The 13,473-nt window shown below is 50.8% G+C and carries 9 protein-coding genes; 8 read left to right on the top strand and 1 reads right to left on the bottom strand.

Going from position 1 to position 13,473, the window contains the following annotated elements; translation table 11 throughout:
- Window positions 1-94: 94 nt before the first annotated feature.
- Together gdhA and CD05_RS0102485 are read left to right on the top strand one after the other, a co-directional pair.
- Window positions 95-1,444: an NADP-specific glutamate dehydrogenase gene (gdhA, locus tag CD05_RS0102490; RefSeq protein WP_028509166.1), complete on the top strand. Its 1,350-nt coding sequence runs from the start codon at window positions 95-97 to the stop codon at window positions 1,442-1,444.
- A 149-nt stretch (window positions 1,445-1,593) separates the two neighbouring features.
- Entirely contained in the window at window positions 1,594-2,808 is a 1,215-nt protein-coding gene (locus CD05_RS0102485) for a UDPGP type 1 family protein (RefSeq protein ID WP_028509165.1), read from the top strand.
- Window positions 2,809-2,858: 50 nt separating this feature from the next.
- Here the strand turns inward: CD05_RS0102485 and CD05_RS0102480 are convergent, their stop codons facing one another.
- Window positions 2,859-6,740 (bottom strand): VWA domain-containing protein, encoded by a 3,882-nt coding sequence (locus CD05_RS0102480; RefSeq protein WP_028509164.1) that lies wholly within the window; start codon window positions 6,738-6,740, stop codon window positions 2,859-2,861.
- A gap of 269 nt (window positions 6,741-7,009) precedes the next feature.
- Between CD05_RS0102480 and CD05_RS0102475 the strand changes: the two genes are divergently transcribed.
- From CD05_RS0102475 to CD05_RS0102450, 6 genes are read left to right on the top strand one after another with little or no spacing between them, the layout of a single operon-like run.
- A complete protein-coding gene (locus CD05_RS0102475; protein WP_028509163.1) occupies window positions 7,010-7,351 on the top strand; it encodes a histidine triad nucleotide-binding protein in 342 nt (113 codons plus the stop codon).
- A gap of 31 nt (window positions 7,352-7,382) precedes the next feature.
- Window positions 7,383-9,326, top strand: a complete 1,944-nt coding sequence (locus tag CD05_RS0102470) for a ComEC/Rec2 family competence protein (RefSeq protein WP_028509162.1) — start codon at window positions 7,383-7,385, stop codon at window positions 9,324-9,326.
- The gene (holA, locus tag CD05_RS0102465) at window positions 9,304-10,359 is read left to right on the top strand and encodes a DNA polymerase III subunit delta (protein WP_028509161.1); all 1,056 of its coding nucleotides are present in this window, start codon (window positions 9,304-9,306) and stop codon (window positions 10,357-10,359) included. The genes CD05_RS0102470 and holA overlap by 23 nt, the downstream gene beginning before the upstream one ends.
- Window positions 10,360-10,361: 2 nt before the next feature.
- Window positions 10,362-10,946, top strand: a complete 585-nt coding sequence (locus CD05_RS0102460; protein ID WP_028509160.1) for a DUF4093 domain-containing protein — start codon at window positions 10,362-10,364, stop codon at window positions 10,944-10,946.
- 32 nt (window positions 10,947-10,978) lie between these two features.
- The gene (locus tag CD05_RS0102455; RefSeq protein WP_028509159.1) at window positions 10,979-12,358 is read left to right on the top strand and encodes an MBOAT family O-acyltransferase; all 1,380 of its coding nucleotides are present in this window, start codon (window positions 10,979-10,981) and stop codon (window positions 12,356-12,358) included.
- Window positions 12,359-12,364: 6 nt separating this feature from the next.
- Entirely contained in the window at window positions 12,365-13,462 is a 1,098-nt protein-coding gene (locus CD05_RS0102450; protein ID WP_084262075.1) for a DHHW family protein, read from the top strand.
- The last annotated feature ends 11 nt before the right edge of the window (window positions 13,463-13,473 follow it).

Genomic DNA, 13,473 nt, shown 5'->3' with positions numbered 1-13,473 from the left:
TGTGCTATAATATATTCGTTGATTGCTCCGGGGCTTGAAACGTTTAAGTCCCTGCCGGGCAGCAAGTAAAAAATATATGATGGGAGTTTTTACAATGGCACTTAAGAATGAATACCTCCAGAAGGTATACGAGCAGGTCGAGAAGAGAAATCCCGGCGAGAAGGAATTCCACCAGGCAGTTTACGAGGTTTTAGAGAGCCTTGTTCCTGTAGCTGACAAGAGACCTGACCTCATCGAGGCTGGCGTTTTCGACAGAGTAGTTGAGCCTGAGAGACAGGTAATGTTCCGTGTTCCGTGGGTAGACGACAACGGCAAGGTACAGGTAAACAGAGGCTTCAGAGTACAGTTCAACTCTGCTATAGGCCCCTACAAGGGCGGTCTGAGATTCCACCCGACAGTATGTGCATCCGTTATCAAGTTCTTAGGCTTCGAGCAGATATTCAAGAACAGCCTTACTTCTCTCCCCATGGGCGGCGGCAAGGGCGGTTCTGACTTTGATCCCCAGGGCAAGTCTGACGCTGAAGTTATGAGATTCTGCCAGAGCTTCATGACAGAGCTTTGCAAGCACGTTGGCGCTGACACTGACGTTCCTGCCGGCGATATCGGCGTAGGCGGCAGAGAGATAGGCTATCTCTTCGGCCAGTACAAGAGAATAAGAAACGAATTCGTAGGCGTGCTCACAGGCAAGGGTATGCAGTACGGCGGCTCGCTCATCAGACCTGAGGCTACAGGCTACGGTGCTGTTTACTATACAGTTGAGATGCTTGAGCACTTCGGCGACAGCATCAAGGGCAAGACATTCGCAGTATCCGGCTTCGGTAACGTTGCTTGGGGTACTATCAAGAAGGTAAACGAGCTCGGCGGCAAGGTAGTAACTATCTCCGGTCCTGACGGCTACATCTATGATGCTGACGGTATCACAGGCGAGAAGGTAGATTACCTCCTTGAAATGAGAGCATCCTGCAGAAACAGAGCTCAGGATTATGCTGACAAGTTCGGCGTTCCTTTCTTCGCAGGCAAGAAGCCCTGGGAGCAGAAGGTCGACATCGTAATGCCTTGTGCTACTCAGAACGAGGTAACTCTTGACGATGCTAAGAACATCATCGCTAACGGCGTTAAGTACTATGTTGAGGTCTCCAATATGCCTACAACTGCTGAGGCTGTAACATACCTCAGAGAAAACGGCGCTATCGTATGTCCTTCCAAGGCTGTCAACGCAGGCGGCGTGGCAGTTTCCGGCCTTGAAATGAGCCAGAACTCCATGAGATACAACTGGACAGCAGAGGAAGTTGACCAGAAGCTCCACCAGATAATGAAGAACATCTTCAAGTCTTCCATAGACGCAGCTCACGAGTACGGTCTCGGCGATGACCTCATCGCAGGCGCTAACATCGCAGGCTTCCTTAAGGTTGCTGAGGCTATGAAGGCTCAGGGCGTTGTCTGATATATTATCCACCCTCCTCAAAGTGAAATAAATTGCAGCTGCTCATGTCCGCAAGGGCGTGGGCGGCTGTTATTTTTATAAAGGTATTGCAAAACACCGGGCAATATGTTAAAATAAGATAAAGTAATAATATTTTACGGAGAAGATATATGGTAGATATATTTAATAAGCTAAGCGCCATAGGGCAGGAGCATCTGCTAAGGTTCTATGACGAGCTTGATGAGTTTCAGAAAAGAAAACTCACAGAGCAGATAGATTCGATAGACCTCTCGGTGCTCGATGCAGGCGAATGTGAGCTGACAAGAGGGCACTTTGAGCCTATGGGTGCTATGACGACAGAGCAGATAAACGCCCGGCGCCAAGAACTCACCGAAACAGGCCTTGAAGCCATAAGGCAGGGCAGGGTCGGTGCTGTGCTGCTCGCAGGAGGGCAGGGCTCACGCCTTGGGTCTGACAAGCCGAAGGGTATGTTCAACATCGGCGTTAACAGGCAGCTTTTCATCTTTGAGTGCCTTATGAACGAGCTCAGAAGAGTAACAGCCACGGCCGGCACTCCCCTGCCGCTGTTTATTATGACGAGCAGCTATAACGACCGTGAGACGAGGGAATTCTTTGAGCAGCAGGGATATTTCGGCTACGACAAGGAATATGTCCATTTCTTTGTACAGGAACAGCTGCCGACTGTTGATACCAACGGCAGGCTCATGCTCAGTGCAAAAGACACAGTAGCTTGCGCCCCAAACGGCAACGGCGGCTGGTATACATCGCTCAGGCGCTCTGAAGTGTTCCGTCAGGCAAGGAACTCTGCCGGCATAGAATGGCTCAATGTCTTTGCAGTTGACAATGTGCTGCAGAAGATAGCAGACCCCTGCTTTATAGGGGCAGTCATAGACTCAAAGAGTGCCTGCGGCGCAAAGGTAGTATCAAAGATATCGCCTGATGAAAAGGTCGGCGTGCTGTGCCTTGAAGACGGCAGGCCGTCGGTCGCAGAATACTACGAGCTCACACCCGAGATGCAGACAGAGCGTATGCAGGACGGCACGCTTTCCTACAAATACGGCGTGATACTCAATTATCTTTTCAACATAAACGAGCTCAGAAGAACAGCCGGTGTCAGCCTTCCGCTGCACAGAGCGTTCAAGAAAGTGAGCTTCATAAACGAAAGCGGCGAGCTTATCCGCCCCGAAGAGCCCAACGCCTACAAATTCGAGACGCTGGTGCTTGACCTGATAAAGCTGCAAAGCAGCTGCCTTGCCTTTGAGGTCGAGCGTGAGAAGGAATTTGCCCCGGTAAAGAACAAGACCGGCATCGACTCGGTCGAGAGCGCAAGAGAGCTGCTGATAAAAAACGGCATTGAATTATAGAGCAAAAAGATCCCCCGAAAGCCTCGGGGGATCAGTTTTTTTATCAGGTATCAGTCCTCCTCGGAGGAGCTGTCAGCCTTGCTCTCAGACGAGCTTTCAGACGAGCTGTCGGACTTATCGCTGCTGTCCTTGCTGTCCTTCTTGCTGCTGTCAAGGTATTCCTCTGCCTTGTCGGTGATATCGTCAACATCGAGCGAGATAGCGCCGTTTAACAGCCTTTCAAACTCCTCGTCGGTGTATTTGCCGTTCTCGTGGGCAGTATTTGCCTTGTCGATATAGCGGTTTAGCGCATGGGTCAGATATTTCTGCTGTATTGCGCTGTCCTCTATCTTTGCTGTCTCATAGAGCTGCTGTGCAGAATTAGGCATACCGCTTCTGAGCTGCTTGTAAACGGTGGTCGCCGGGCTTCTGTAGAGGTAGATGACTGCCGCTGCCGAGCCTGCGAATATCGCTATGAGCACGAGCTTGGTTATTATTACACCCTTTTTCTGCTTGGGTCTGCCATCATCGGGGAATATAAGCCTTGTCTTGACCGCCTTTGCACCGCACTGATTGCAGAACTTCTTGGCGTTAGCGAGCTTAGCGCCGCAGCTGTGGCATACCTTGTTGGACTTGTATCTCTTGACTATGAGAAGAATCTCTATCACCACAAACAGCAGGAGCAGTGCGGATACAACTATTATAACAATAGTCTTCACCTTGCTGTTCTGGAGCACTGCCTTGGAATCCTCCTTGGCGGTGTATACCATATCGAATACGCCGTCGCCGTCGGAATCGACGTTGAGCTCTGTCTCCTCGCCCTTGGCGGTGTTGGTGGCTATCGTCGTGTCCTTGGTGATAGGCACGCCCTTGAATTTTCTTACATCGGTATAGTCGCCGTCCTCGTTGGGGTAGCTTATCGAGTAGTCCATCTTGCCCTTGCCGGTGCCTGTGATGCATATCTCATATTCTGCACCGTCTTTGAGCCTGAGTATCTTTACCTCGTCCTTCTTGGAAGATGTCGAGCCCTTTTCCTTGTCCTTATCAGTGTCTTGCTCGTCGTCATCTTTCTTTTTCTTCTTTGAGGAGCTGTCGTCATCATCGTCCTTTTCGTCCTCGTTCTCAGAATCGAAGGTGAGCGTTCCGAAGTCTGTACGGGTATTGAAGGTCTTGCTTGCCGAGCTTAATATCTGGTTGTTGAATTTAACGAGCACGTCTACAGGGCAGGCAATGCGGATATAGATATAGTTGCCGCCGGACACCTGGTCTGCAAGGTCATCGAACACGAACTGCACATCAGCAGCCGAGCCGACCTCGAAATAATAGCCGGGTGTCGCAATAGCGCTCATAAGTGCCGAGCACTCGTCTCTTTCAGAGCCGCTGAGCGAATGGAAGAAGCCGAGCGAATATATCAGCACGTCCTTGCTCTTTAAATCGTCTGCGTAGTCTATACACGGCTGTGCATAGCTGCCGTTTTCCGACTTGCCTTCGTTGGGGTAACCGTCGCTCATGAGCACTATCTGCTTCTTGGGTGCCTTTGACCTTTCGAGGATATCGTCAGCCCTTTGCAGGCCGTCGTAGATATTAGTTCCGCCGCCGGAGGAGAGGCCGCCTATAGTCGAAACAAGGCCGCTCTTCTTGCTGGAGGATTCTATAAGTGTGTTTGCCGAGCTTGAATATGTAACAATGCTTATCCTTGTAGCAGGTGCCTCGCCGAGAACCGTCTTTACGAACTTCTGGGCTGAGAGCTTGGTCTGCGTGATAGGCTCGCCGTTCATAGAGCCGGAAACATCGAGCACGAGGACTACCTCACGCTCCTTGGAGCCAAATTTTGTATAGAGCTTGAGCTCCTTTTCGTAAGCCTCGCTCTTGTTGTTCTTATCCTGGTCGTTTATTATGACATCGTAGGTGTATTCAAGCTCGGAATCCTCATCTGTGCTGGAAAGTGTCACTCTGTAGATGCCGTTTGCAAGCTCTGAGGGGAACTTGAATTCCTTCTTTGTAACGTCCTCGTCGATAAGAGGAGTATTAGTCCTGTCATAGAGCCTTGTCACCATAATGTGGTAGTCGGAGCAGACATTGTCGTCCTTGTCGTAGACTACGAGCGTTCCGCCCTGCATGAGCCTGTTTGTAAAGCTCGAAGGTATGCCCACCTCATCAAAGCTGTCGATTATGTCCTCAAATTCCTTGTCTGTCAGATACATAGGCTCATCAAAGTTGTTCATGATGTAGCCCTCGGCGTTGCCTACAGCCGCACGCTTCTCTATCATCTGACGTAATTCCTTAAAGCCCATAGATGCTGTGAGCCTTGGTATCGAATAATAGTAGAGCGATGCAAGCTTATTATTCGGCACGCCCTTCTTTGCAGCCCTGTAAACAGGCGACGAGATAAGGAAGCCGCCGTCGTGGCCGTCTGTCTTATACTCGGTGTATTTTGAATACTCTGCAACAGTCGGGCTGGAGTAATCTCTGTTAGGACCCTTCCAGTTGCAGGTGCCGTTCAATACACCGTCATCTGTATAATCCTCGCAGAACTCGCCGAATATATCAGCATAGCCCTCGTGTACAGCGCTCTGGACAGAGGTGTCATATTCCTCGCCTTTTTCCGTGTCGTATGTACGGTCTTCGAGCTTCGAGCTGTTTGAGATTATGGCGTGTGTATACTCATGAGCCATTATATCAAGGTATGCCGCACATGAAGGCTTGGTGATATTTGCCTTATCGTCCTCAACGCCTGCGCCGATTATCATCGTGTCATTTGAAACTATAGCCGCATTGTTGCGGTAGTTTGTGCCGTCGAAGCTGTAGATGTTGGTGTAGACCTTGAGCGCCGGGCTGTCGTCACTGTTGGTCAGGCCCTTGCGGTAGTATACCGACGAGAAGAACTTGTTGACTTTTTCAATGTTTGCCAGCGCATCAACAGCATACGGGTCGGGTATCCTGTTGTCTACCTCTTTCCAGCTTTGCTTGTTCGGGTCATAGCTGTAGACAGACAGGCCGCTGAAGTCATTCATCGTGTAGTTGTCCTTCTCACCGTTGCAGACATACACCTCTATCTTGTCTGTCTCGCTCCTGAGCTGATAGTCGGTGTCACTGTTTTTGTATACACTCAGCTTCACGTCATTTTTCAGCTGGCCGAGAGGCATGAGGTTCGGCAGTGTCTTGCCATCAAGCAGTATCATCTCGGAATTTACCATAGGCCTTGAGCCCGAGATCTTTCCCGTCTCTGCATCTACCATTATAACAGCGAGCACCTGGCTGCTGTTTAAAGGATTTACATAGTAGCTGTAGCAGAGCACAACGTCCTTGTCGTTATACTTGGGGTTCAGCACCACGCCGCCGCTGCCGAGGTTATATTCCCCTGCCACATAGCCGAGCTTTGTCTGGGCGTAGGCATCAGCTATCTTTCTTGCCTCGTCAACGAGTATATCCGGCTCTGTATCCATATCCGGGTCAACATTCACATGGCTGCCCTCGACGCTGCGGACGTTGCCGTCCTTGTCGGCCTCCATAGTCAGTGTCGAGCCGAAAACAGGTATCTCGCCAAACCTCTGCTGCAAGAAATACAGGCGTGCATCGTCTATATCCGTCTCAGCTGTGACGGTATACTCGTTTGCTGCATCTTCTATGCCGAAGCGGTCACCTATCTGCTGCAGGAACTCGATCGCCTGCGTAGAATCGTGTACCTTAAGGTCAGTGTCAAGATCAAGCTGCGAGGGGGTGTAGCTCACGTTGCCCTCTGCTGCAAGCTGCAGCAGCTTGCCCTCCTGAGCCTCACGGTCTTTCCTTATCTCTTCCTTTTCCTTGTCATCTTCACTCATAGCCTCAGCCGCCGCAGCAGCAGCACCCTTTGCATCACGCCCGTAGACATCATAGATGCAGAAGCCGTCAACAGCCGCAGTTCCTGCTATCACGAGTGCAAGCAGAGTGGAGAGAATGCGAGGTCGTTTCATATCATCATCACTCCTCTATACCTATATTTATTTTTTTGACATTATGCGTAAGTTTATTATAACACATTTATTAATAAATTTCAACCGTTTGACGGTGACATTTTTTTATTTTTGTCACAACTGTTGGCAGACAGTGTCACAGCCCTGACAACCGTCACAGAAGAAAGATTTTTAAGCGCTCCCTCTTGAAAAGTATTAAAAATCGTGCTATAATATTATCAGGCTGCAAGGCCTTAAACTAATAACTATGATGAAAGGACGTAACTGATATGAACGATTGCCTTTTTTGCAAGATAGTAAAGGGTGAGATACCCTCAACAAAGATATATGAGGACGAGACTGTGTATGTTTTTGAAGACATAGCACCCACAGCTCCCGTGCATTACCTTGTTATACCCAAGGAGCATATCTCAAAGCTCGACGAGATAAACGAGACAAACAGCGCCGTTATCTCACACATCTACGAGGTAATAGCAAAGATAGCAAAGGACAAGGGGCTTAAAGACGGCTTCAGAGTAGTATCCAACTGCGGCGAGAGCGCAGGCCAGAGCGTTTTCCACATACACTTCCACCTGCTCGCAGGCAGACCGCTCACATGGCCGGCAGGCTGATAAAGCAAAAATGATACGCAGGACCTGCTGTTTGCTGCTGCCTTTTCAGGCAGGGCTGCTCGCTGCGTTCCTTCTTGGCAGCTATGCCGGGCTTTCGATGCTTTTAGTCCTGAGTGCAGCGTGTCTTCTTTTCGGTCTTTTCCCGTCAAAGAGGGTCTGCACTGCTGTAGTCTCGCTCTCAATGTGCGCAGGCATGGCGGTGAGCTGCATATATACAGCGGTCATTTACGATAAAACGAAGGCCTTTGACGGGCAGAGCGTTTCCGTCAAGGGCTATGTTTATGATATGAAGGAGTATGACGGCGGCAGCTTCCGCATTACTGTCAAGGGCAGGATAAATGACGAAGTATCGGCCAGGCTCAGCTTTTATATCGACAGGGAAGACTATGATGCCCTCACCTACGGCGACGATGTCACAGTTTCGGGTGAGGTGTACGAAATAACGGATAGTTTGGCCTACCAGGGCGCTCGCTCAAACAAGGCAAACGGCATCTTTCTGCGTGGCGGCATGGCAGAAAGTGTCAAAATACACGGCACCAACAGCCACAGGATAATGCGCTTTGCAAGGCAGCTGCGTGATGATGCCTATGAAATGCTCTGCGACAAGGGCGGCGACGGCGGAAGATACTTAGGTGCCATGATATGCGGCGACCGCAGCGGCGTTGAAGAAGATATTTCCGAGGAAATGTACCGTGCAGGCATCGGGCATATATTTGCCTTTTCCGGCACGCACATCGTAATAATGATATCAGCGGCGGCAGTCTTTCTTGAGGTGCTTGGCAGGCGGCGTGTGGTAAACACCCTTTTGCTGCTTGCTTTGACATGGGGGCTCGTGCTCTTTTCAGGGCTTTCGCTTTCGGCGATAAGGGCGGCTGTTATGATGAGCGTGCTGCTTATCTCCACCCTCGCAAGGCAAAGAAGTGATCCTCTGACCTCGCTTTCTATTGCAGGGTTTCTGATAGCGGTTGTATCGCCCTACAGCGTGGCTTCTAATTCGTTCCTGCTGTCGTTTGCAGGGTCTTTTGCGTGCAGTGCCTATGCTGATGCGCTCGGCGAACGTATGCACAAGGACAAGCTGTATCCGCCGACGGGGCTAAAAAGGACGCTTATCGCAGTTTTCTGCGCAGGCCTGCTTTTGATGCCTATAAATGCGCTGCTTTTCGGCAGGGTGTCTGTTATATCGCCGGTGACTAATCTGCTCATGATACCGGTGTGTACGCTTTGTATGATACTCAGCCTCGCAGGGCTCGTGCTGTCGGCAGTGCCGGTGATATCCGGAGCGCTTATATGGTATTCATCACTGATGATAAAGGGCTGCATCACCATAACAGGTGCGCTCTCACGCCTGCCGTTTGCAAGTGTGAGCACCCACCACTACGCAGTAAAGGCCGCAGTTATCATAATTAGTGTGCTGCCTGCCGTGATAATGCTGCTGCCCTATAAAAAGCTCATGCTCGCAGGCTCATATGCTATGTCGGCGGCGGTGATGCTCGCCGTGTCGGCCGGCGCAAGGTATTATGAGCGTGACAGGCTGTATATAATAGTCTACAGCTGCTACGGCAGCGATGCTCTTGTAGCATACGACACGCAGGGCACGGTCTTTGCATCTGAAAAGGGCGGCAGGCTGTGCTTCGAGGCGTTTGACAGTCTCTACTTAAAGCGTGGGCTGTGCGAGCTTGACGGTGTGGTGTGTGGGGGCGAGATACCCGATATGCCGCTCACAACCAACAACCGCACACGCTACAGCAGCGAGAGCTTTGAAAGTGAGAGCTTAGGCAGCATAAAGGCAGCAGACGGACAAATAAGCTGCACCACAGACCACGGCGAGGTAATAGTTGCAGGAAATGAAGTCTACAGCGAGCAAAACGGCTGTATTTATGAGATAAACGACGATGCGATAGAGATAATGCTTGACCGGGCGACCGGTGAGTGCAGAGTAAGGAGGCTTAAAAATGGCTTTGATATCACCCTCTGACCTTAACAAGAAAACGGCTCCGCTAAACGAGCGGCTGTATTTCTTCTACGGGCGTGATGTCGGGAATATGGAGCGTGTAACAAAAAAGCTGATAGCAAGGCTTGTGCCCAAGGACGCACAGACGCTCAATTTCCACCCGTTCGATGCAAAGAACTTAGACACCGCCGAGCTTGCCGATGCGGTAATGGCTGTGCCTATGTTTGCTGAGAGAGTGTGTGCATATATCCCCGGCTTTGATGCAAGCACCGTGAGCGCTGAGGATATGGAGGCTATCAAGACCATTCTCTCTGATATTCCGGACACTACCACTGTCGTGATATGCGCTGACGGCGAGAAGGTGTTCAAGAGCAAAAAGGCTCTAAACACCAAGAACAAGAGCTTTGCCGACTTCTGCGCCAAGGCAGGCACGGTGTGCGACTTTGCATACAGGCGTGCAGGCGACATGGGCAAATACATTGCCGCCGAGCTTTCAAAGTCCGGCTCGCAGATATCCAACTACGACGCACAGTATCTTGCAAACAGGCTGCTGAGCGACACAGCCCTTGTTGACAACGAGATAGCAAAGCTCTCGGCCTTTGCCGACGGCAGGCCTGTCACCAGGGAAATGATAGACATGATAGTCGCCCCGAAGATAGAGTCTGACGGCTTTGCGCTTGCTATAAACATTCTCCGTGGCAATGCGAAATTCGTCTTCGGCAGGATAGACGAGCTTGTATCCCAGAGGGTCGAGGCTATCGAGATACTATCCACGATATCATATTCTATAATGGATATCTACCGAGCCAAGCTCGCCCGCTCGTCAGGCAAGAATGTTGATGACATCATCAAGGATTTTTCATACCCGGCGTACAAGAAATTCGCAGTAGAGAACGCCTTCGGCGATTGCAGCAGGATATCCGAGGAGAGGATAAGGCTTACCCTTTCATTCCTCTGCGACACCGACCTTGCCCTCAAAACAAAAGGCTATGCCAAGGGCGGAGACATACTCGCACTTGAAGAATGCTGCGCCAAGTGCATGGCGATACGGAGTTAGTTATGGAAAAGCTCAGGATAGATAAGCCCATAATAGTTGAGGGCAGATACGACAAAAACAAGCTCAGCTCGTTTATCGACGGGGTGATAATAGTCACCGACGGTTTCTCGGTATACGGCGACGAGGAGCTTAAAGCATACATCAGAAAATGCGCTGCCGACACAGGAATAATAATCCTCACCGACTCGGACAGCGCAGGCTTCCGCATAAGGGGCTACATCAAGGGCATCTGCCCTGAGGGTGAGATAATAAACGTGTATATCCCCGATGTCTTCGGCAAGGAAAAGCGAAAGGACGCACCCTCGAAGGAAGGCAAGCTGGGCGTTGAGGGGATATCTGTTAAAATGCTCAGAGAGGCTTTTGAGCGTGCAGGCGTTTTCTCAAATGAGCGAAAGAGCGCAGGGCTCACAAATGCCGACCTCTTTGATGCAGGGCTTACAGGCAGGCCTGACTCTAAGGCAAAAAGGCAGGCGCTTTACAAAAAGCTCTCGCTCCCCTCAAGAACAACGCCCAACGGCCTGCTCGATATACTCAATGCAGGCTTTACAAGAGAAGAATTTGACAAGCTGATCAAAGAGCTTGACTGATACACACACTGCCACGAAAGGAGAGAAAGAATATGACAATGTCATCAATAACATTTCTGTATTTCTTTCTGCCTCTTTTTGTGGGAGTTTATGCGCTCACCCCTAAAAAGCACCGTGCAAAGACGCTTATCTTAGGCGAGGGCGTGTTTGTCGGCTGGCACTCGCTCTGGGCGCTGATCCCTCTCGGGCTGTCATCGCTTTGTGCATACATTCTCGGTATGCTTATCGACAACCGCCGCAGCGACAAGCCACGGCAGAAAAAGGTGCTTGCCGTGATGATATGCATAGAGCTCAGTTTCCTTGTGATATGCGTGCTCGCATCGTCGGGGGCGGTCAAAAGTGAGCTCGCAGCAAAGGCGTTTCCGCCGCTCGGAGTGTTTGTATACACGCTCAGCTCGCTCTCCTACTGCTTTGACATCTTCAAGGGCGAGATAAGGTGCGACCACCGCTTCTCGCTGGTCACGGCGTATGTCGGGTTCTTCCCCTGCCTGACAGCAGGCCCTCTGATGCGCTACGGCAAGGTGCTGCCTCAGTTTGAAGCGCCTGAGATTACGCTTGACAAGCTAAGCCGTGGCATATCGCTCTACTTAAAAGGCCTTGCCGAGAAATGCGTACTTAGCGCAACAGTATACGGTATGTGGGAGCAGCTGACAAAGCTCGACATAGGCGGCGTTTCTGCTACTACTGCGTGGCTCGGGCTCATCACCGGCGGAATGTTCGTTTATTTTGAGTTTGCATCGATCTCGCACATGGCAAGGGGCATCGCCCTGATGCTCGGCATTGAGCTGCCGGTAAACTTCGACCACCCGTTTAAGTCTGGCACGGTGACTGAGCTTGTCAAGCGCTTTAACGTATCCGTCACGGCGTGGTTTGTTGACTACATCTACAGGCCTATAAACGGCGACGGCAAGAGCAGGGCTTTCACAGCACTTGCTACCATAGCCACAGGCGTTACCCTCTCTATGTGGTACGGGCCGGGGCTTTCAAGGCTGGTGTTCGGCGTTTATGCAGGCATTTTGTGCATAGCCGAGCTCTGGTGGATAAAAAGGCCGTCAAAGGGCTTTGCAAGGGTGCTGACACTCATTATCACTATGGCACTGATGCACTTAGGCGTTGTCTTTTTCATATCGAACGACACAAGCTACGCTCTGTCATATATCCTTGCTGTCTTCGGGCGAAACGGTATGCTGATAGACAACCTCACCCTCTATTTCTTTGAAAACTACGCAGTTATCCTTGGCATATGCATATTCATTACCACAGGCCTTGCAGACCTTATCTACAAAAAGCTCGACAGCTACAAGGTCAGCTTCCTGCCGTTCTTGCAGCCTGTGTGGCAGCTGTTGCTGCTTGTGTTATGCACGGCTTTCCTTTCCGGCTCGGCGCAGAGCATACCGGGTCTTATGAACTGAGGTGATATGATGAAAAAGGTGCTTGACCTTATCTGCGTGATAATGTTCTTTACTCTGATAGTCATGTTCGCATTCAGCACGCTGTTTTTCAGCCCTGAGCCTGTAGATATGACAAAGGACACCGACGAGATAGACGCACAGCTTTTTGCGAGCTTCCCCCTGCAGGGCAGCTGGCAGACGCTTCGCACATCAATGCTGCTTGCCGCCGGCAAGACCGAGATAGACGGCAGCTTTTTAGTAAACGGCGGTGTCATAAGACCCTCCGAGCAGGTAAGCAGCAAAGCGACAGACAGGCTGACCGGCAGCATAAATGACTTTGCCGCAAGGCATGAAGACATCGGCGTATACACCTGCATTATCCCCTCCCCTTCGGGCATATACTCGGCCGATCTGCCGTCAGTTGGCGTAGGCTTTGACCAGAAACACTACATATCCGAGCTTTACAGCTCGTTTGACAGCTCGGTGGCAACGCTCGATGCATACAGCCCGCTCTATTCATCAAGAGAGAACTACATCTTCATGCGCACCGACACGAGCTTGACCAGCGGAGGAGCGTTTGACGTATACTCCTCATGCATACGCAAAATGGGTTTCTCGCCAAGACCGTATTCCGACTACGACTCAGAGCACGCCCTGACAGGCTACATCGGCTCGCTATGCAATGAGCTGAACATCAGGCAGCGAATAACCCCTGACAACATCGAGCTGCTAATCCCCAAAAACGGCACAGTCGTCACCTCCGCCACAGGCTACGGCAGCGGCAGCAAGGAAAAGCACAAGTCTGTCTACGACCGCAGCGCTCTAAGCACAGACAAGCCGCTTGATGTGTTCCTCTACGGCAGCAGATACAAAAAGCTCGACATAGCCACCATAAATCAGGACAGCCCGAAGCTGCTGATAGTCAAGACCGAGCAGACCGACCCGATAATACCGTTTCTTATTTCCCACTACTCATTCGTCACGGTGATAGATGCAGACACCGCATCTGACGTAACACTTGAAGACCTCGTATCGGCAGAGCAGTTTGACCAGGTGCTATTCCTGTTTGATATCGACAGTCTTGAAAACTTAAGAATGGACATCTTTTTAGAGGAGCAGGAATAAAAGCACAGCAA

Origin of the sequence: Ruminococcus sp. NK3A76 (assembly GCF_000686125.1) — a bacterium.
Lineage (GTDB): Bacteria > Bacillota > Clostridia > Oscillospirales > Ruminococcaceae > NK3A76.
The sequence above is the reverse complement of the archived record's forward strand: the minus strand, read 5'-3'. Positions and strand labels throughout refer to the sequence as shown.

What these genes read in the sequence shown, in the direction of transcription:
- gdhA (WP_028509166.1), top strand. Translation starts at nt 95, where the DNA reads ATGGCACTTAAGAATGAATACCTCCAGAAGGTATACGAGCAGGTCGAG.
- CD05_RS0102485 (WP_028509165.1), top strand. Translation starts at nt 1,594, where the DNA reads ATGGTAGATATATTTAATAAGCTAAGCGCCATAGGGCAGGAGCATCTG.
- CD05_RS0102480 (WP_028509164.1), bottom strand. Translation starts at nt 6,740, where the DNA reads ATGAAACGACCTCGCATTCTCTCCACTCTGCTTGCACTCGTGATAGCA.
- CD05_RS0102475 (WP_028509163.1), top strand. Translation starts at nt 7,010, where the DNA reads ATGAACGATTGCCTTTTTTGCAAGATAGTAAAGGGTGAGATACCCTCA.
- holA (WP_028509161.1), top strand. Translation starts at nt 9,304, where the DNA reads ATGGCTTTGATATCACCCTCTGACCTTAACAAGAAAACGGCTCCGCTA.
- CD05_RS0102460 (WP_028509160.1), top strand. Translation starts at nt 10,362, where the DNA reads ATGGAAAAGCTCAGGATAGATAAGCCCATAATAGTTGAGGGCAGATAC.
- CD05_RS0102455 (WP_028509159.1), top strand. Translation starts at nt 10,979, where the DNA reads ATGACAATGTCATCAATAACATTTCTGTATTTCTTTCTGCCTCTTTTT.
- CD05_RS0102450 (WP_084262075.1), top strand. Translation starts at nt 12,365, where the DNA reads ATGATGAAAAAGGTGCTTGACCTTATCTGCGTGATAATGTTCTTTACT.